Source organism: Pseudomonas sp. 91RF (assembly GCF_003576265.1).
Taxonomy (GTDB): Bacteria; Pseudomonadota; Gammaproteobacteria; order Pseudomonadales; family Pseudomonadaceae; genus Aquipseudomonas; species Aquipseudomonas kribbensis.
Window position 1 is genome coordinate 257,169 of sequence record NZ_QWFC01000024.1, and the last position, 19,475, is coordinate 276,643.

The window sequence follows — 19,475 nt, forward strand, 5'->3', positions numbered from 1 at the left end:
CGCAAAAGCTGCGACATAATGCAAATCTTTCGCATTATGTGTAAAGGGTTGTAGCTGGAAATATTTCCTGTTTGCGCAGGGGTTGCGCTGGATCAACGGCGTGGGTTCTTCCCGGTATCGGTGGCGGGGAGTCCTGTGCCGGAGCTTTCAGAGAATGGCGGCGTTGCTGCGTTGCGCCTGCTTGAGGTACACGCTCAGTTCCCGCGCCGGCAGCGGCTTGCTGTAGTGATAGCCCTGACCTTCGTGGCAGCCTTCGGAGATGATGTAGGTCTCCTGCTCGGCGGTTTCCACGCCTTCGGCGATCACCTGCATGCCCAGGCTCTTGCCCAGTTGAATGATGGCGCGAACGATGGTCGCGTCATCGTCGTCATCCAGCAGGTCCTGGACGAAGCTCTTGTCGATCTTGATCTTGTCCAGCGGCAGACTCTTGAGATAACTCAGCGAGGAGTAGCCGGTGCCGAAGTCGTCGATGGCGATCAGTGCGCCGGAGCGGCGCAGGCTCAGCAAGTGCTGGGCGGCGGTGCTGATGTCTTCCATCAGGCCGGTTTCGGTGACTTCCAGTTCCAGGCTGCGCGGTGGCAGGCGGTACATCTGCAACAGGTTGTTGACCACCCGAGGCAATTCGGCGTGGTGCAGTTGCACGGTGGACAGATTGACTGCCATGCGCAGGTCGACGAAGCCCTGATCGTGCCATTCGCGCAGTTGCTTGCAGGCCTGATCCAGCACCCACTCGCCGATGGCGATGATTGTGCCGTTCTGTTCGGCCAGCGGAATGAACAGGTCCGGCGGCACCAAGCCGTGCTCCGGATGTTGCCAGCGAATCAGCGCCTCGACGCCGACCACGCGGTGATCGCGGTAGCTGATCTGTGGCTGGTAGACGAGGTAGAACTGATCCCGCAGCAGGGCATCGCGCAAATCTTTTTCCAGCTCGCGACGGCGGCGCATCTCGCTGTCGACGCTGGCGATATAGAACTGATAGCGGTTGCGCGAGCGGGTCTTGGCCAGGGTCATGGTCTGCTCGGCTTTCTGCAACAGCTTCTCGGTGCTGTCGCCGTCCTCCGGAAACAGGGTGATGCCGATGGTGGCGCGCAGGCGGATTTCCTGATGATCAAGGGCGAACGGGGCTTCCAGATCGTCGAGGATGCTTTGCGCCAGTTCCGCCGCTTCGTAAGGCTGTTCGATGTCGGCCTGCACCAGGGCGAACTGGTCGCCACCCAGTCGGGCGAGGGCGCCGAGGCGGCCGCTGTGGGCGCGCAGGCGATCCGCCAGGGCCAGCAGCAACTGGTCGCCGGTCTGGTAGCTGAACTGTTCGTTGATGCCTTTGAAATCATCCAGCCCGACGCACAACACCGCGACCCGGCGCTGCAGCTTGCCGGCGTCCACCAGGATCTTGTCCAGTTGCTGCTGCAACTGCTGGCGGTTCGGCAGACCGGTGAGGAAGTCGTACTGGGCCATGCGCAGCAGGCTGTTTTCCGCTTCGTGGCGCAGATGGGTGTTGCGTTCGATGGATTCGAGCAACTGGTTGGCGGTGTTGATCCAGATCCCGAGTTCGTTTTTCTCGTGACCCTTGAGCTGCGGAATCTTGTGTTCGCTGGGGCGGTCCGGGTTGATTTCGGTGAGGTGCTCGATGATCCGCGACAGCGGCTTGGTCAGCAGCCAGTGATAGACCAGATACAGCACAAGGCCCATGGCCAGGGCGCGCAACACGCCGGAAATGAAGATGATCACCGAACTGACGATGAAACCCTGGCCGTAGGTGGCGGTGTCGAGGGTGATGCTCAGGTCGCCGTAATATTCGCTGTAGGGACCGCGCCCCACCAGTTGGGTGGTGAAGGTTCGTTCCTGGCCGAGGATCAGGTCGGTCAGCCAGCGGCTGCTGGATTGCTGCAATTCACGGGATTTCTGCGCGAGCATCGCTTCGTTGGGATGCCCGATGGAAGCCTGGCGCACGGCGTCGTCCTGGAACAGGCCTTCGATCACCTGCATGCCCATTTCCCGGTCCAGACTGTAGACCGCCTGAGTGGAGGGATCACGGAACATGTCGAGGATACGTTCGGCATCACCGGCGACGGCCTGACGTGTTTTATAGGCATCGAAGACAATCTGCGCGCAGCTCAAGACCACGCCGACGATCAATGCCGACAGGAGCACGACCCGGAGCAACTTCACCGACAAGCTGTTCTTGAGTTCCAGCTTCAAAGGGTTATTCCTTGTTCCGTGCGGGTAGCGTCAAGTTGCCATGAGTATTGGCAATCCCGTGTTGGCAGTCAAAGGGACAATCGAACCGCGGAAAGTTTGTCCGTGGCCTTGGCCGAAATGCGGCTGCCTGGAGTATTGGCCCTGATTGTACTGTGTCGGTAGTTTTGCTCTCCAACTTGAGGGGCGTCAGACAATTTTTCCTCTGTTTGATGTTAGTCCGCTGTGGCTTGGGAGCAAGGGAGCAAGGGCTGCTTTGCGTGTGGGAAATGGCCTTGTTTGTGACGGTGTCCGCCGACCTGATTGCACAGATATAAAAAAACCCGGCAATAGCCGGGTTTTTTGTCTGGCGCGCAGCTTAAGCGGTGAAGGTCTTGCCTTCGAACTGCTCGGCCACGAACTTCCAGTTGACCAGGTTCCAGAACGCCTCGACGTACTTTGGACGCAGGTTACGGTAGTCGATGTAGTAAGCGTGTTCCCAGACGTCGCAGGTCAGCAGCGGGGTGTCGCCGCTGGTCAGCGGGTTGCCGGCGCCGATGGTGCTGGCCAGGGCCAGGGAACCGTCAGCCTTTTTCACCAGCCAGCCCCAGCCGGAACCGAAGGTGCCGATCGAGGTTTTGCTGAACTCTTCCTTGAACTTGTCGAACGAACCGAACGCCGCGTTGATGGCATCAGCCAGTGCGCCGGTTGGTTGACCGCCGGCGTTTGGCGCCAGGCAGTTCCAGTAGAAGGTGTGGTTCCAGACCTGAGCGGCGTTGTTGAAGATGCCGCCCGAGGAAGTCTTGACGATCTCTTCCAGGGTCTTGCCTTCGAACTCGGTGCCTGGCACCAGGTTGTTCAGGTTCACGACGTAGGTGTTGTGGTGCTTGTCGTGGTGGAATTCCAGGGTTTCCTTGGAAATGTGCGGCTGCAGGGCATCGTGTGCGTAAGGCAGCGGCGGCAATTCGAAAGCCATGATGATTCTCCTAATCAGGTCTGTTGCGGTGAGCGCAAGGCCGATCACGGGCGGCCAGAAATGCACCGGCGAGTTTTTACTCTTTGCGGCGCAGGGTTCGGATCATAGCACCGGGGGTGCGGCATAACCACGCAACAACTGTGTGGGATAGAGGTTCCAGAGCCTTTTGGAATAAATCACGAAGCCAATATCAATTGCCCGGCTACCGTGAACATCATCGCCGCCACCAACAGATCGAGAATTCGCCAGGTCCCCGGCCGCGCCAGCCACGGTGCCAGCCATGCGGCGCCGAACGCCAGAGTGAAAAACCACAGCAGCGAAGCACTCGCCGCGCCCACGACATAAGCGCCGGGCACTGACTGTTGCGCACCGAGAGAGCCGATCAGCAGCACGGTGTCCAGATAGACATGCGGGTTGAGCAAGGTCACCGCGAGTGCGCTGAGCATCACCGCCCGCAATGAACGCACAGTCTGGTTTTCACCTTGTTGCAGACTCTGTTTCGAGAACGCCCGGCGCAACGCCTGGCTGCCGTACCAGATCAGGAACACCGCACCGCCCCAGCGGGCAACCGCCAGCAATGTCGGATTCTGCGCCAGTACCGTGGCCAGTCCGAATACACCCGCCGCCACTAGCAATGCATCGCAGGCAACGCAAAGCGCAGCGACTGGCAGGTGATGTTCACGCCGCAGGCTCTGGGCCAGTACAAAAGCATTCTGGGTGCCGATCGCCATGATCAGCCCGAAGGCCACCAGCAGGCCGTTGGTATAGCTTTGCCACATGACAATTACTCCGCGTTGGCTGCGAGATCGCGCAGCACTTGCATGGCGCGGTCAGCGTCGGCCTGACCGACGAACAGATGGTCGTGGTAATAGCCGGCAATCACGTTGCAACTGATACCGGCCTTGCCCAGTGCAGTGGCGAATGCGGCGGTCAGGCCGACGGCTTCCAGCGCCGAGTGCACGTTCAAGGTGACCCAGGCCGCGACATAGTCGAAGCTGAAACCGGCGCGTTCGGCGTGGGAACGCTCGAGAATCACCGTCAGGCCTTCCTGTTCACGGAAACTTCCGACAACTTCCAGACCGCTCGGCAACTGCCCGTCGCGCAAGGTGCAGAACACGTATTCGCCGGCATTGAGCTGCGGGCTCATGCTGCGCAGCAGGGTGGTCAACGAGGTTTCGCCAGCCATGGGGGTGGTCCTTGATAAAGAGTGCTTGCTGGCTATTCTCCGGGCAGACGCTGTATAAGAAAAACCAATAGTGCTGATCGCTCATTAGGAAAACTGATGTTCGACTACAAATTGCTTTCCGCTCTGGCCGCCGTGGTCGAGCAGGCCGGATTCGAACGGGCGGCGCAGGTGCTGGGCCTTTCGCAATCGGCGATTTCCCAAAGGATCAAACTGCTGGAGGCGCGGGTCGGCCAACCGGTTTTGGTGCGCGGCACGCCGCCGTCACCCACCGAGATCGGTCGGCGCCTGCTCAACCATGTGCAGCAGGTGCGCCTGCTCGAACGGGATTTGCAGACGCTGGTGCCGGCGCTGGACGAAGAGGGCCTGCCGGAACGGCTGCGTATCGCCCTGAACGCTGACAGCCTCGCCACCTGGTGGGCCGAGGCGGTGGGCGACTTCTGCGCCGAACAACACTTGTTGCTGGACCTGATCGTCGAAGACCAGACCGTCGGCCTCAAGCGTATGCGCGCCGGCGAAGTAGCCGCTTGCCTGTGTGCCAGTGAACGACCGGTGGCGGGCGCCCGCAGCGTGCTGCTCGGCGCCATGCGTTATCGGGCGCTGGCCAGCCCGGCGTTCATCGAGCGGCATTTCCCCGATGGTGTGCGGGCTGAACAATTACCGCGCACCCCGGCGTTGGTGTTTGGCCCGGACGACTTTCTGCAACATCGCTACCTCGCGTCCCTCGGCGTCGATGGCGGTTTCGAACATCATCTGTGCCCGTCGTCCGAAGGTTTCATCCGCCTGACCGAAGCCGGGCTTGGCTGGGGGCTGGTGCCGGAATTACAGGTGCGCGAGCAACTGGAACGCGGTGTGTTGCGCGAACTGTTACCAGATAAACCGATCGACGTGCCGTTGTACTGGCATCATTGGCGCAATGGCGGCCAGTTGCTGGGGTTGTTGACCGAGCAATTGGTGCGTTCGTCGGCGCAATGGCTGGTGCCGTTGGACTGACGGCCAGCGTCAAGACTCACGAATCAGGCAAAACGAAAGACAGCGGAGCTCTACATGAAAATTCTGGTCACCGGCGCAAGCGGCTTCATTGGCGGACGCTTTGCGCGTTTTGCCCTGGAGCAGGGCCTGGACGTGCGGGTCAACGGCCGCCGGGCCGAAGGTGTCGAGCATCTGGTGCGTCGCGGCGCCGAGTTCGTTCAGGGGGATCTGAATGACCCGGATCTGGTGCGTGCGCTCTGCACCGACGTCGAAGCCGTGGTGCATTGCGCCGGCGCGGTCGGGCTGTGGGGACGTTATCAGGACTTTCATCAGGGTAATGTGCAGGTCACCGAAAACGTGGTGGAGGCCTGCCTCAAGCAACGGGTGCGGCGCCTGGTGCATCTGTCGTCGCCGTCGATCTACTTTGACGGCCGCGATCACCTTGGCCTGACCGAAGAGCAGGTGCCCAGGCGTTTCAAACATCATTACGCGGCAACTAAATATCTGGCGGAGCAGAAAGTCTTCGGCGCCCAGGAATTCGGCCTCGAAACCCTGGCCCTGCGCCCGCGTTTCGTCACTGGCGCCGGCGACATGAGCATTTTCCCGCGCCTGCTGAAGATGCAGCGCAAGGGGCGTCTGGCGATCATCGGCAACGGCCTGAACAAGGTTGACTTCACCAGCGTGCACAATCTCAACGAAGCCTTGCTGAGCAGTCTGCTGGCGGCCGGTTCGGCGCTGGGCAAGGCCTACAACATCAGCAACGGCGCCCCGGTGCCGCTGTGGGATGTGGTCAATTACGTGATGCGCAAAATGGAAGTCCCACAGGTCACCAAGTACCGGTCCTACGGGCTGGCCTACAGTGTGGCGGCGCTCAATGAAGGCGCATGCAAACTCTGGCCGGGACGTCCCGAACCGACCCTGTCGCGTCTGGGCATGCAGGTGATGAACAAAAATTTCACCCTCGACATCAGTCGCGCCCGGCATTATCTGGACTACGATCCGAAAGTCAGTCTCTGGACGGCCCTCGATGAGTTCTGTGGCTGGTGGAAGGCCCAGGACATTCGTTGATACGAAGTGCTGAACCCCGCCGCGGGTTGGGGGTCAATCCCTGCGGCTGCGGGGTTTATACTGCGCCGCAATCAGCCATTACCGGGTTTCACAAAGGTTGCCTCAATGTCCATGCGTAACGATGCCCACGACGATTTCGACGATGTTCCGAGCCTGCGCGCCGACACACTCGATGACGACGATTTCCCGACCACCGCCCGCACTTCCGTGCATTCGCGCACACCGCCGGTGGTCAAGGTCAAGGCCGCCAGTACCGGGCCGTTGTGGGCGCTGGTCGGCGCGTTGTTCTTCGCTTTCATCGGCTTGGCCTGGTGGAGTTTCCAGCAGATTTCGCTGATGGAGCAGCAACTGGTGGCGACCCAGGAAAGCTTCGCGCGGATCAGTGAAGAAGCGGCGGGGCGCCTGCAGGACATTTCCGGCAAGGTCGTGGCCAGCCAGACCAACGTCAACACCGACAGTGAAGCGCTGAAACTGCAGATTAAGCAATTGCAAAGCGCACTGCAGGATCAGAGCAAGCAGCAGCAAGGTGTCGCGGGTCAGGCGACGGATCTGGACAAGCGTCTGGCGCTGATGACCGCCCAGACCACTGAGCAACAGAACGCCAACACCCAGTTGCAGGCTCAGGTCAAAGCCCTGAGTGCAGAGCTGGCGACGCTGAAAAACGCGCCGGCCGACACCAGCAAGGTCGACGCGCAACTCAAGGGCTTCGACGCGCAGTTGAAGAGCCTCGGTGCCGACATCACGGCGCTGAAGAAACAAGGCAGTTCGAACGCCGCCATCGAGCGTCTGGAGCAGGAAATCGTCGTGCTCAAGAGCGAGCAGGACAACCGTCCGGCCGCTGCGCAGGGCGGCTCCAGCACCGCCGAGTTCGATGCGTTCCGTGGGCAGATGACCCGCAACATCAACACCTTGCAGGCACAGATCCAGAACCTGCAACAGCAGCTCAACGCCCGGCCATGAGCCCCTTCTGTGGCGAGGGAACCTGCTCCCTCGCCACAACCCCTTCGCAACATTCAGACGCTTTCTGAATATCCATACATGCCCTCAGGCCGTCTACGCTCTTGAAACACCAACAAGAACGAGGGATGCGTCATGGGGTTTGTGCAAAAACTGGCCTGGCTCGGCGCGGTGCTGTTGTTGAGTTTCGGACAGGCCAATGCGGCCACGGAAAAGGACGACAGCAAGGCCGCCATCGCCTTGCTGGAAAAGGCTCTGGCCTACTATCACGACAACGGCGACAAAGCGTTCGCGGCATTCAGCCGCCAGGGTGAATTCGTCGACAAGGATCGTTACGTGTTCGTGGTCGATACCAAGGGCGTGATGCTCGCCAGCGGCGGGCCGTCTTCGGCGTTGATCGGCCGGGATGTGAGCGAAGTGCTTGGCCCGGATTTGCAGAAGGCGTTCAAGGACGCGTTGAAAGTGCCGGAAGGCAACGGCATCCAGCAGGCCGAGTACCGTTGGCAGAACCAGGCCGACGGCAAGGTCGAGCGCAAGCATGTGTTCTATCAGCGCATCGGTCAGCGGATTCTGGCGGTCGGTTACTACTTGCCGCGCGCGTCGGCGGAGCAGGCGAAATCATTGCTCGACAAAGCCGCCATCGATCTGACCAAGGACGAAAAGGGCACGCTGACGGCGATCAATTCGCTCAAGGGCGGTTACCTGCAGGATGACCTGTATGTGTTCGTGGTGGATCTGAACACCCAGCGCTACGTCGCCCATGGCACCAACCTGCGGTTGATCAACACCGACTTCGCCAAGGTCAAGGACCCGGAAGGCAAACCGGTGGGTGAGCCGATTCTGGCGTTGATCGGCAAGCAGGATGAGGGCGAGTACGAATACCGCTGGAAGAACCCGGTGACCGGCAAGGTCGAGGACAAACATGCCTACCTGAAGAAGGTTGGCGGGTTCCTGGTGGCGGTCGGTTATTACAGCGCTTGAATGCACTTCGACTGTGGGAGCGAGCTTGCTCGCGATTCAATGTGTCATTCACCAATATCTTCGACTGACACGCCCTCATCGCGAGCAAGCTCGCTCCCACAGGTCATGCGGTGTTCTTTAGTCAGCGGGCGCCGTGCTCACGCCCGCGCAACAAGCGGTTCGGCATGGCAATCGCTGCCGCCAGCCCGAGCAGCGACACCGCGGCGCTGACCATCAGCAAATGCCGGAACGTCACCAGCAACTCGGCACGCAAGGCATTCTGTGCATCGCCGGGTGCTGCGTTCAGGCCATCGAGCAGCACGTTGCCGGAGTGACCTTCGCCGATCAACGATGCGCCGGTCAGGTGGGCAAAGCTGGAGTCCTGCAACAACGCCAGCAACAGTGCCGACATCAACGCCACGCCCACCGCGCCGCCCAGGGAGCGGAACAGGTTAGTGGTGCTGGTGGCGACGCCAATGTCTTTTTGGTCCACCGAATTTTGCGTACCGACCAGCGAGGTCGGGAACTGCATGCCGCCGGCGATACCGCTGAGCAACATGAAAAGGCTGCTGATCAGCGTCGCATCGGGCGGGCTGAAAGCCATGCCGAGGATCGAGATCGGCATCAACAGCGCGCCGGTGAGAATCTGTGGTTTGTAGCGCCCGGTAATCGAGGTGCGGCGCCCGGCGAAATACGCGCCGATCGGCAAACCCATCGCCAGCGGCAGCAAGTGCAGGGCCGCGCTGTCGGCGCCGGCACCGGTCACGCTCTGGAAGCGCAACGGCATCAGCACAATCAGCGAAATCGCCTGGAAGCTGCAGAAGAAAATCGTGCACCAGCACAGCAGAGCGTTGCGGTTGGTGAACAGGTGCATCGGCAGCAACGGCTCTCGGGCACGGCGCTCATGCCAGACGAACACCGCCAGCACCGCCACCGCGCAAGCGAACAGCCCGAGCACTTCGCTGCTGCGCCACGCATGACCCTGGCCGACCTGAGTGATCGCCAGCAACAGCGCCGTCAGGCCGATGATCATCAGCAGTGTGCCGAGGTAATCGATGACCGGTTTGCGCTGGGGAATCGGCAGGCCGACCAGATTGCGTCGCGCCACCCAGTACGCGCCAAGGCCCAGCGGCAGATTGATCAGGAACACCCATCGCCACGACAGGTACTCGGTCATGTAACCGCCCAGCACCGGGCCGGCCACGCTGGCCACCGCGTACATGCTGGAGAAGTAACCCTGATAGCGCCCGCGCTCACGGGGCGGCACGATGTCGCCGATGATCGCCTGGCTCACCGAAATCATCCCGCCAGCGCCGATGCCCTGGAAAATCCGCGCCAGCACCAGCTGCTCCATGCTCTGGGCCATGCCGCAGAACAGCGAGGCGAGGGTGAACAGGCCCATGCCGAACAGCATCAGTTTGCGCCGCCCGTACAGGTCACCGAGCTTGCCGTAGATCGGCACCGCCACGGTCATCGCCACCATGTAGCCGGAAATCACCCAGGCCAGCAGGCTGACGTCCTTGAATTGCGCGGAGATGGCCGGCATGGAAACCGCGACGATGGTCTGGTCCAGCGCGCCAAGGAAGATCGCCAGCATCAGCGCGACCAGCACGCTGCGAATGGCCGGTCTGGGCGTTTCGGGGTGGTTGAGAGTGGTCACGGGCAAACCTGTGGGCAGAGATGATATCCGCCGTGGCGAGCGGATCAATGCTCGCCAGTGTAAGTCGATAGCAGGCTATTCGATAGCCTCATATGGAAGCCCGACGTAATTTTCTGCAATGGTTTTTTGCCCTGCTTGCGAGCTGACAAAGTAGTCCAGTTCCGATGCACTGATGCGCTGACTGAAATCGTCGTGCTCGTCGAAACGGTGCAGCATCGAAGTCATCCACCACGAAAACCGCTCGGCTTTCCACACCCGGCGCAGGCAGATTTGCGAATACTGCTCCAGCAAGTCAGTGCGACCTTCGCGGTAGACCTTCAGCAGAATCCTGAACAGCGTGCTGACATCGCTGGCCGCCAGATTCAAACCCTTGGCCCCGGTCGGCGGAACGATATGCGCCGCGTCGCCCACCAGAAACATGCGCCCGTACTGCATCGGCTCGACCACAAAGCTGCGCAGCGGCGCGATGCTCTTTTCAATCGACGGACCGGTCACGAGTTTCTGCGCCAGATCCTCCGGCAGACGATTGCGCAGTTCATCCCAGAAGCGCTGATCCGACCAGTCGTCGACGTTTTCTTCGGCCGGCACTTGCAGGTAGTAGCGGGTGCGGGTCGCCGATCGCATGCTGCACAGGGCGAAGCCGCGTTCGTGGCGGGCGTAGACCAGTTCGTCGTGAATCGGTGGCGTGTCGGCGAGAATCCCCAGCCAGCCGAACGGATAAACCCGTTCAAAGACCTTCAGGCATTCCGCCGGGATCGACTGTCGGGCCACGCCATGGAAACCGTCGCAACCGGCGATGTAATCGCAATCGACGCGCCAGGTTTCGCCATCTTTTTCGAAGGTGACATAGGCTTCGTCGCTTTTCATGCCACAGGGAACGACATCGCGTGCTTCATAGATTGTCTGTCCGCCGGTCTCCCGACGAGCGGCCATCAGGTCGCGGGTGACCTCGGTCTGGCCATAGACCATCACGGTTTTTCCACCGGTCAGCGCCTGCAGATCGATGTGCACCCGACGCCCGTCGAGGGCCAGTTCGAACCCACCGTGGACCAGCCCTTCGGCGTCCATCCGCTGACCCACGCCAGCCTCGCGCAACAGCTCTACCATGCCCTGTTCAAGGACTCCGGCGCGAATTCGGCCGAGCACATAATCAGGTGTCTGACGCTCGATAATCAGGGTGTCGATGCCGGCGTTGTGCAGCAGTTGGCCGAGCAATAATCCGGACGGACCGGCGCCAATGATGGCGACTTGGGTTTTCAGCGTTTTCATTGTTTTTATGACTCGCAAGCTTCACGCGACAACGGCCGGTGAATGATTTTCAGGATTCGAGTGCTTGCATTTTTCCCTTGCGGGTCTGTCAATTGAAGGTGAAAACTGAGCCGATACCTGTACATTCTGCCAATCGGTGCGATTATCGCCCGCAACCTTCGAGGCCTGGATTGAAGTGATGAACAAGCCTGACCTGCCTTCGATTCCGGTGTTCAAGCTCTACGGTGAAAGCCTGGACTGGCCGACCCCTGACTTGCTGCACTGTGAAACCATTTCCAAACGCAGCCGCGAACATCAATGGGAAATCAACCCCCACCGCCACGCCGATTTGTGCCAGTTGCTCTTCGTGTTCAAAGGTCAGGCAGAGCTTGAAATCGAAGGTCAACGCACGCAACTGAACGAAGCCGCGATCCAGATCCTGCCGCCGCTATCGGTGCATGGATTCCGTTTTTCCGAGGACGTCGAAGGATTCGTCGTCACCCTCGCCACACCGTTGATCAACCATTTGCAGGCGCAGCTGGGCAGCGCGGTGCAGGCCCTGGCCCAGGCCGAAAGTTATCCGGCGGGGCAGGACGCGGAGTACCTCAACAGTCTGTTTGCCGCGTTGCAGGCCGAGTACAACGGCCATCAACCGGCGCGGGAAATGCTCATGCATTCGCTGGTCAGCGTGATCATGGTGTGGGTCAGCCGTCAGGCGATCCGCCGGCATAACGCGAGCCAACGCCCGCAGCGTCAACGCGAGTACCTCAACGGTTTTATCCAGTTGGTCGAAGAGACTTACCGCCAGCATGTGAAGGTCGAGGACCTGGCTCATCGTCTGGGGATTTCCGTCTCGCACCTCAACGGCACCTGCCGCGAACTGGCGGGGCAGCCGGCGTTGCAGATCATGCATGAGCGTCAGTTGCTGGAAGCCAAGCGTCTGCTGACGTACACCAGCATGACGATTTACGAGATGTCCGAGGTATTGGGTTTTTCCGATCCGACCAACTTCACGCGCCTGTTCCGGCGCCGTGTGGGGATCTCGCCAAAGGCGTTCCGCGACCGCTTGAAGGCCGAGCAGAACGACGACGCCTGACGTCCTGTATCAGCGCAGGGCGTTGAGGGTGGCGTTGTGAGGGATGCAGCGCTCGAAGTTGCAGCTCGCATACTCACGGGGCAGTTGCCGCAACTGCTCCACGCGCCATGCTGCGGTGCCGTACAGCGCCAGCGTGGCCGCGCAGGTGATGAAAATCGCGAGGTATCTTCTTGTTCTGGTGCTCATGATCATGGCGTTGACCTCTGAACGAATACCCTTGGGTACTACTTTCAGCATAGGTCAGCGCCGGGGAGTTGCCAGCTGCGCGGCGAACGGGTTTACAAGCCGACATCCCATTGCGGATTTTCGGGAAAGCGCAGTACCAGGAAATCCAGCATGCTGCGCAGCGCCGCCGGCATGTGCTTGCGTGAGGCGTACACCGCGTAAATGTTCATCCGCCGAGGTTCGGCGTTGGGCAGCAGGCGCACCAGTTCGCCGCTGTGAATATGCACCCCTGCCTGATAGGTCGGCAGCATCGCCACTCCGGCGCCGGCCAGCGTGGCGCGCAGCAGGGTGCTGGCCTCGTTGGCGCTGATGTTGCCTTGCACCGGCACTGAAACCGGTTCGCCATCTTCTTCGAAATGCCACAGGCTCTTGCCGAAATAGGAATGGGTCAGGCAGTTGTGCCGGCTCAGATCTTCTACGCGCTGCGGTTGTGGATGTTCCTGCAGATAGGCGGGTGCGGCGCAGACCACCGAACGACAGACCGTCAGGCGCCGGGCGATCAGGTTGGGATCGAGGTCGTTGCTGGTGCGGATCGCCAGGTCGATGCGCTCGTCCACCAGGTTCACCGTGCGATCGAGCATTTGCAGATCGATGTTGACGCCCGGGTAGCGTTTGACGAACGCGGCCATGGCATCGGCCAGTTGCGCCTGGCCGAACGAGGTGCTGACGCTGATCCGCAACAAACCCCGTGGTGCATCGTCGGGCTCGCTGACGGCAGACTGCATGTCGCTCGACAGTTCCAGCATCTGCCGGCAGCGCGGCAGGATCTCGTTGCCGGCCGCAGTCAGGCTGAGTTTGCGTGTGGTGCGGTGCATCAGGCGTGCACCGACCCAATCTTCCAGTTCCGCCAGATACCGCGACACCACTGGCCGGGACAGGTCCAGGTGATCAGCCGCCGCCGACTGGCTGCCCAGATCCACCACCGTGACAAACACCCGCATTGCTTGAAGACGATCCATGATTTGCCCGCTTTCAGAAACAAACTATGTTTAAGCATCGCATTTTTTGTAACGAGTCTGGCAACTAAGCTCTGTCCCATCGCCAAGCACGGCATACGAACAGCGGAGCAACCCATGATCGGCTTCACCACTCTCAAGCGCGTTTTACTGGCCACCGCCACCCTCGGCTTTGCTGCCCACGCAGCGGCCGCGAACCTGAGCCTCGATGTCTACAACCCGGGCACCAACGCAATCTTCCCGGTGACCTCGGTGCTGGTCAGCGGCGAGAAGGACGCGATCCTGGTGGACGCGCAGTTCGGCAAGTCACAGGCCGAGCAAGTGGTGGAAAAGATCCGCGCCAGCGGCAAGCAACTGACCACCATCTACATCAGCCACGGTGACCCGGATTACTACTTCGGTCTCGACACCCTGACCAAGGCCTTCCCGAATGCCAACGTGCTGGCCTCGCAGCCGACCGTTGATCACATCAAGCAAACCGTTGACGGCAAACTCGCCTTCTGGGGCCCGAAAATGGGCGCCGACGTGCCGGCGCAAACCATCGTGCCGGGCGTGCTCAAGGGCGACGGCCTGATGCTGGAAGGGCAGAAACTGCAGGTGGTCGGCCTGGAAGGCAAGCAACCGGATCGCAGCTTCGTGTGGATTCCGTCGTTGAAAGCCGTGGTTGGCGGTGTCGTTGTCGCCGAGAACATTCACGTGTGGATGGCCGACACCCAGACTGCGCAATCTCACGCCGACTGGCTCGAAACACTGCACTCGATCGAAACCCTGAAACCGAAAACCGTCGTACCGGGTCACTACCTGGGTGACAGCGCCCGTTCGTTGGCTGCGGTGAAATTCACGGCCGACTACATCAAGGCGTTCGATGAAGAGACCGCCAAGGCCAAGGACTCTGCCGCGCTGATCGCCGCGATGAAAAAACGCTACCCGAAACTGGGCGAAGAGAGCTCGCTGGAGCTGAGCGCCAAAGTCGCCAAGGGCGAGATGAAGTGGTAACCCGATTCTGAAAAACGCAGCACTCTCAAGCCAACTGGAGAATGTCATGAGCAAGATCGCAATCATTGGTGCCACCGGCCGTGCCGGCAGCCAATTGCTGGAAGAAGCCCTGCGTCGCGGCCACAGCGTCACCGCCATTGCCCGGGATACCTCGAAGATCGGCGCCCGAGCCGGTGTGGTCAGCAAAAACGTCGACGTGCTGGATGCCGCCGCCCTGCAAGCGGCAGTCGCCGGTAACGATGTGGTGATCAGCGCCGCGCATTTCGCCACGGTGCCGGCCAGCGCGCTGATCGGCCCGGTGAAACAGGCCGGGGTGAAACGTCTGCTGGTGGTCGGCGGTGCCGGTTCGCTGCTGCTGCCGGACGGCACCCGCGTGATCGACAGCGCCGGTTTCCCGGCCGAGTACAAGGCCGAGGCCAGTGCTGGTGCAGCGTTCCTCGATGCCTTGCGTCAGGAGAAGGAACTGGACTGGACCTTCCTGTCGCCGTCGGCGCTGTTCTTCGAAGGCGAGCGCACCGGCAAGTTCCGCGTCGGCAAGGATGACTTGCTGGTGAGCGCCGAAGGCCAGAGCTCGATCAGCTTTGCCGACTATGCAATTGCGCTGATCGACGAAGTGGAAACGCCGAAGCATTCGCGTCAGCGGTTTACTGTCGGTTACTGAGTCTCAACACCGATCCAATGTGGGAGCGAGCCTGCTCGCGAAGAGGGCGTGTCAGTCGACATCAACGTTGAATGACACACCGTATTCGCGAGCAAGCTTGCTCCCACAGGATATTAGGGTGTTCACCGCGTATGAGCCTGCTCCACCAGCCACCCCATCAATTCCTGTAATTTCGCCGACGGCTCCGACGCCGGCGCGACGATGTAATAACCCAATCCCGTCTTCACCTTCAGATCGAACGGCATCACCAGCCGTCCGGCGTTCAAGTCATCGCCGATCAACGACCAGTCGCCAATCGCCACCCCCGTCCCGTGGGACGCCATCGACATCGCCTGATCCAGCGTCTCGAAATGCTGACCGCTGCTGATGTTGCTCAAGTGCAGTTCGGCGGCTTCAAGCCATAGCGTCCAGTCGTCATCGGTGTGAGTCGGATGCAGCAGCAGGTGTTGTTGCAAGTCTGCCGGTGTATGCAGGGCCGGCCCACCGTTGAGCAGCGTCGGCGAGCAGACCGGCGTCAGTTGCTCATCGAACAGATGCAGCGTGGCAGGGGAGTCGTGGGGCGCGGTGCCGTAGATCACCGCGGCGTCGAACTGCTCGCGATGAAAGTCCACACCGTGTTGCAACGACGCCGTGAGTTTCACCGGCACGTCCGGGCGCTCGCGCTGCCATTGCAACAGCCGTGGCAGCAACCAGCGCATCACACAGCTCGGGGCCTTGAGTTGCAGGGTCTCGCGTTTTGCACCGATCTGCTCCATCGAATCGCCGATCAGGCTGAACACCTGCTGCACCCGTGGCAGCCATTCGCGACCTTCGGCCGTCAGCTCCAGGCCCCGGGCCAGGCGAATGAACAGCTCATAACCCAGATGTTCCTCCAGCCCGGCGATCTGCCGGCTCACCGCACCTTGGGTGATGTGCAACTGCTCGGCGGCCCGGGTGAAGTTGCAGCACTGCGCGGTGATCAGAAACGTGTGCAGGGCGGGCAGGGGTGGCAGTCGTTTCATGTGGATCCAAGGTATGACGTGAGGACATGGCTAGTATGAGCTTTTATCGATTGTTGCGGCTACGGGTCGCCCGTTTCAATGAGGCCAATCACCGGTTCCTTCAAGGCCCGGTGCCTCAACGAACAAGAAGGGCAAAGACATGGCGACGTGTGGCGAAGTACTGGTCAAGTTACTCGAAGGTTACGGGGTCGAGCAGGTGTTCGGCATTCCCGGGGTGCATACCGTGGAGCTGTATCGCGGGCTGGCCCGTTCGAGCATCAACCATGTGACTCCACGACACGAGCAAGGCGCCGGTTTCATGGCCGACGGCTACGCCCGCACCAGTGGCAAACCGGGTGTGTGCTTCATCATCACCGGCCCGGGCATGACCAACATCACCACGGCCATGGGCCAGGCCTACGCCGATTCGATCCCGATGCTGGTGATCTCCAGCGTGCAGTCGCGCAGTCAACTGGGTGGCGGTCGCGGCAAGCTGCATGAACTGCCGAACCAGAGCGCACTGGTCGGCGGTGTGGCGGCGTTCTCCCACACGCTGATGTCGGCGTCCGAATTGCCGGGCGTACTGGCCCGTGCGTTTGCGCTGTTCCAGGCCGGGCGTCCGCGTCCGGTGCACATCGAGATTCCGCTGGACGTGCTGGTCGAAGAAGCCGACGAACTGCTGGCCAGCGTGCCGGTCAATATCGACCGCGCCGGTGCCGCGCCGGCCGCCGTGAGCCGCATGACTGAGCTGCTGGCCGGCGCCCAGCGTCCGCTGATCCTTGCCGGTGGCGGCGCCATTGACGCGGCTGCCGAACTCACCGAACTGGCCGAACTGCTCGATGCGCCGGTGGCCCTGACCATCAATGCCAAAGGCATGTTGCCGTCCAGTCATCCGCTGCTGATCGGTTCGACCCAGAGCCTGGTGGCGACCCGCGCCTTGGTAGCCGATGCTGACGTGATCCTGGCGATCGGCACCGAACTGGCGGAAACCGACTACGACGTGACCTTCGCCGGCGGCTTCGAAATCCCCGGCAAGTTGTTGCGCGTCGATATCGATCCGGACCAGACCGTGCGCAACTACCCGCCTCATGTGGCGCTGGTCGCCGACTCGCGCAACGCTGCACAAGCATTGCTGAGCGCGCTGTCGCACAAGCCGCTGGCCGAGCGCCGCAACGATTGGGGCCAGGTACGCGCCGCGCGTCTGCGTGAAGACCTGGCCGCAACCTGGGACGCGCCGACCCTGGCTCAGACCCGTTTCCTCGAAACCGTGCTGCACGAACTGCCGAACGCGGTGTTTGTCGGTGACTCCACGCAACCGGTGTACACCGGCAACCTCACGTTCAACCCGGAGCGCCCGCGCCGCTGGTTCAACTCGTCCACCGGTTACGGCACCCTCGGTTACGCCTTGCCGGCGGCGATTGGCGCGTGGCTCGGCGGCCACCCCGAACACGGCGCACGTCCGCCGGTGGTGTGCCTGATCGGCGATGGCGGTCTGCAATTCACCCTGCCGGAACTGGCCAGCGCCGTGGAAGCGCGCACGCCGGTGATCATCCTGCTGTGGAATAACCAGGGTTACGAAGAGATCAAGAAATACATGGTCAACCGCGCCATCGAACCGGTGGGCGTGGACATCTACACCCCGGACTTCATCGGTGTGGCCAAGGCCCTGGGTTGCGCGGCGGAAGCGATCAGCTCGGCCGAACACCTGCGCGGTGCCCTGCGCGCCGCCACCGATCGTCAGGGCCCGACCCTGATCGAAATCGACCAGACCCAATGGATGAAGGCGGTGGCCCAATGATGAATTTCCCGACCACACTCGACGGCCTGTACATCAACGGCCAATGGTCCGCCGGCCGCGAACACCTGCGCGTGATCAACCCGGCCACCGAAGCGCTGCTGACCACGGTCAATGGCGGTGACGAAAGCGCCGTCAACCAAGCGGTGACGGCTGCGACCGAAGCCTTCAAGGACTGGTCGAAAACCTCGGGTGCCGAGCGCGGCGCGATACTGCGCAACATCGCCAATGGCGTGCGCAACGGCCGTGATCACTTGATGAAATTGCAGTCGAGCAACAACGGCAAACCGCAGTTCGAAGCGGGCATCGATGTCGACGACGTGATCGCCACCTTCGAGTACTACGCCGAACTCGCCGAAGGCCTCGATGCAAAACAGGACAGCGATGTGCCGCTGCCCAGCGACGACTTCAGCGCACGCCTGCGCCGCGAGCCGTGCGGTGTGGTCGGTCTGATCGTGCCGTGGAATTTCCCGATGGTTACCACCGCGTGGAAACTCGCCCCGGCCCTGGCCGCCGGTTGCTGCGTGGTGCTCAAACCGTCGGAAGTCACGCCGCTGCCAGAGCTGGAGTTGGCAGCGATCATCGCCGAATCCGGTCTACCCAAAGGTGTGTTCAACGTGGTGTGCGGCACCGGTCTGGCGGTTGGTGCGCCGCTGTCGGCGGACCCGCGCATCGCCAAGGTTTCCTTTACCGGCAGCAACGCCGTCGGTGTGCAAGTGATGCAGCGCGCCGCCGAATCCGTGAAGGGCGTGAGCCTGGAACTGGGTGGCAAATCCTCGCTGCTGATTCTGGAAGATGCCGACCTTGATCTGGCGGTGGAGCTGGCCTGCGGTGGCGGTTTCTTCAACGCCGGGCAGATGTGCTCGGCCACCAGCCGGGTGCTGGTTGCCGATGAACTGGCCGATGAATTTCTGATCCGCTTGCAGGCCCGTGCGGAGAAAATCCGTGTGGCCGACCCGTTCGATCCTGAAGTCGAGATGGGCGCACTGGTCAATCAGGCGCAATACCAGCGTGTGCTCGGTCACATCGACCGAGGCCTCAGTGCCGGTGCCAAGCTGATCTGTGGCGGCAATCGCCCGGCGGATCTGCCGCGCGGATATTTCTTGCAGCCGACGGTCTTCACCGAAGTGCCCCTCGACAGTGCGCTGTGGTGTGAAGAGATCTTCGGCCCGGTGATCTGCGTGCGCAGTTTCGCTTCGGAAGCCGAGGCGATTGCCTTGGCCAACGACAGCCAGTTCGGTCTGGTGGCCAGCGTAGTCACGCGCAATGTCGAGACTGCGGACCGGGTCGCCAACGCCTTGCAGGCGGGGCTGGTGTGGCTCAACGCGCCGCAGGTGATCTTCCCGCAGACGGCGTGGGGCGGCTACAAACAGAGCAGCATCGGCCGCGAACTGGGGCCGTGGGGCCTGACGGCATTCCAGGAAATCAAGCACGTGCTCCGCGCACTCTGAATGCCCGAAAAAGGTCAGCGCATGCCTCGCAACGAGGCATGCGCCGGCGTCATGGCTCCAATGAGTTTTTATCGATAGTCAGGTGTTTTGCACGACCTCAGGATGAACCCGCTGAT

General features: G+C 61.4%; 18 protein-coding genes. 9 read left to right on the forward strand and 9 right to left on the reverse strand.

Annotation, left to right across the window (positions count from 1 at the left end; genetic code table 11):
- Nucleotides 1-147: 147 nt before the first annotated feature.
- The 4 genes from DXT77_RS12415 to DXT77_RS12430 all read right to left on the reverse strand — a co-directional run bounded on the left by DXT77_RS12415 (nt 148) and on the right by DXT77_RS12430 (nt 4,337).
- The gene (locus DXT77_RS12415; protein WP_085709556.1) at nt 148-2,199 is read right to left on the reverse strand and encodes a bifunctional diguanylate cyclase/phosphodiesterase; all 2,052 of its coding nucleotides are present in this window, start codon (nt 2,197-2,199) and stop codon (nt 148-150) included.
- A 355-nt stretch (nt 2,200-2,554) separates the two neighbouring features.
- Nucleotides 2,555-3,151: a superoxide dismutase gene (locus DXT77_RS12420; protein ID WP_016773431.1), complete on the reverse strand. Its 597-nt coding sequence runs from the start codon at nt 3,149-3,151 to the stop codon at nt 2,555-2,557.
- A 176-nt stretch (nt 3,152-3,327) separates the two neighbouring features.
- On the reverse strand, nt 3,328-3,930 hold the full coding sequence (locus tag DXT77_RS12425; protein ID WP_119427806.1) for a LysE/ArgO family amino acid transporter: 603 nt from the start codon (nt 3,928-3,930) through the stop codon (nt 3,328-3,330).
- A gap of 5 nt (nt 3,931-3,935) precedes the next feature.
- Nucleotides 3,936-4,337, reverse strand: coding sequence for an ACT domain-containing protein (locus DXT77_RS12430; RefSeq protein ID WP_119427807.1), 402 nt, complete (start codon nt 4,335-4,337; stop codon nt 3,936-3,938).
- Nucleotides 4,338-4,433: 96 nt separating this feature from the next.
- On the opposite strand from DXT77_RS12430, the gene DXT77_RS12435 reads away from it, so the two are divergent.
- The 4 genes from DXT77_RS12435 (at nt 4,434) to DXT77_RS12450 (ending at nt 8,312) form a co-directional block, all read left to right on the forward strand.
- On the forward strand, nt 4,434-5,327 hold the full coding sequence (locus tag DXT77_RS12435; RefSeq protein ID WP_119427808.1) for a LysR family transcriptional regulator ArgP: 894 nt from the start codon (nt 4,434-4,436) through the stop codon (nt 5,325-5,327).
- 54 nt (nt 5,328-5,381) lie between these two features.
- Nucleotides 5,382-6,374: an NAD(P)-dependent oxidoreductase gene (locus tag DXT77_RS12440; RefSeq protein ID WP_119427809.1), complete on the forward strand. Its 993-nt coding sequence runs from the start codon at nt 5,382-5,384 to the stop codon at nt 6,372-6,374.
- A 105-nt stretch (nt 6,375-6,479) separates the two neighbouring features.
- Complete coding sequence (locus DXT77_RS12445) at nt 6,480-7,334, forward strand: ATPase (RefSeq protein ID WP_119427810.1); 855 nt, start codon at nt 6,480-6,482, stop codon at nt 7,332-7,334.
- A gap of 132 nt (nt 7,335-7,466) precedes the next feature.
- The gene (locus DXT77_RS12450) at nt 7,467-8,312 is read left to right on the forward strand and encodes a cache domain-containing protein (RefSeq protein WP_119427811.1); all 846 of its coding nucleotides are present in this window, start codon (nt 7,467-7,469) and stop codon (nt 8,310-8,312) included.
- A 121-nt stretch (nt 8,313-8,433) separates the two neighbouring features.
- Here DXT77_RS12450 and DXT77_RS12455 read toward each other — a convergent pair whose 3' ends face one another.
- A complete protein-coding gene (locus DXT77_RS12455; protein ID WP_119427812.1) occupies nt 8,434-9,951 on the reverse strand; it encodes an MDR family MFS transporter in 1,518 nt (505 codons plus the stop codon).
- 75 nt (nt 9,952-10,026) lie between these two features.
- A complete protein-coding gene (gene pobA, locus DXT77_RS12460; RefSeq protein WP_119427813.1) occupies nt 10,027-11,220 on the reverse strand; it encodes a 4-hydroxybenzoate 3-monooxygenase in 1,194 nt (397 codons plus the stop codon).
- Between the two features lie 178 nt (nt 11,221-11,398).
- Between pobA and DXT77_RS12465 the strand changes: the two genes are divergently transcribed.
- Nucleotides 11,399-12,295, forward strand: coding sequence for a helix-turn-helix domain-containing protein (locus tag DXT77_RS12465; RefSeq protein WP_119427814.1), 897 nt, complete (start codon nt 11,399-11,401; stop codon nt 12,293-12,295).
- A 9-nt stretch (nt 12,296-12,304) separates the two neighbouring features.
- Here DXT77_RS12465 and DXT77_RS12470 read toward each other — a convergent pair whose 3' ends face one another.
- Together DXT77_RS12470 and DXT77_RS12475 are read right to left on the reverse strand one after the other, a co-directional pair.
- Complete coding sequence (locus DXT77_RS12470) at nt 12,305-12,532, reverse strand: hypothetical protein (protein ID WP_085730216.1); 228 nt, start codon at nt 12,530-12,532, stop codon at nt 12,305-12,307.
- 41 nt (nt 12,533-12,573) lie between these two features.
- A complete protein-coding gene (locus DXT77_RS12475; protein ID WP_119427815.1) occupies nt 12,574-13,479 on the reverse strand; it encodes a LysR family transcriptional regulator in 906 nt (301 codons plus the stop codon).
- A gap of 114 nt (nt 13,480-13,593) precedes the next feature.
- Here DXT77_RS12475 and DXT77_RS12480 point away from each other — a divergent pair, with 114 nt between their 5' ends.
- Both DXT77_RS12480 and DXT77_RS12485 read left to right on the forward strand, forming a co-directional pair.
- Nucleotides 13,594-14,472 (forward strand): MBL fold metallo-hydrolase, encoded by an 879-nt coding sequence (locus DXT77_RS12480; protein ID WP_119427816.1) that lies wholly within the window; start codon nt 13,594-13,596, stop codon nt 14,470-14,472.
- Between the two features lie 46 nt (nt 14,473-14,518).
- Complete coding sequence (locus tag DXT77_RS12485) at nt 14,519-15,133, forward strand: NAD(P)-dependent oxidoreductase (RefSeq protein WP_119427817.1); 615 nt, start codon at nt 14,519-14,521, stop codon at nt 15,131-15,133.
- Between the two features lie 122 nt (nt 15,134-15,255).
- On the opposite strand, the gene DXT77_RS12495 is transcribed toward DXT77_RS12485, so the two are convergent.
- The gene (locus DXT77_RS12495; protein WP_085709569.1) at nt 15,256-16,134 is read right to left on the reverse strand and encodes a LysR substrate-binding domain-containing protein; all 879 of its coding nucleotides are present in this window, start codon (nt 16,132-16,134) and stop codon (nt 15,256-15,258) included.
- 139 nt (nt 16,135-16,273) lie between these two features.
- Between DXT77_RS12495 and DXT77_RS12500 the strand changes: the two genes are divergently transcribed.
- Nucleotides 16,274-17,911: a 5-guanidino-2-oxopentanoate decarboxylase gene (locus DXT77_RS12500; RefSeq protein ID WP_119427818.1), complete on the forward strand. Its 1,638-nt coding sequence runs from the start codon at nt 16,274-16,276 to the stop codon at nt 17,909-17,911.
- Nucleotides 17,911-19,359, forward strand: coding sequence for an aldehyde dehydrogenase family protein (locus DXT77_RS12505; RefSeq protein ID WP_178083466.1), 1,449 nt, complete (start codon nt 17,911-17,913; stop codon nt 19,357-19,359). The genes DXT77_RS12500 and DXT77_RS12505 overlap by 1 nt, the downstream gene beginning before the upstream one ends.
- The last annotated feature ends 116 nt before the right edge of the window (nt 19,360-19,475 follow it).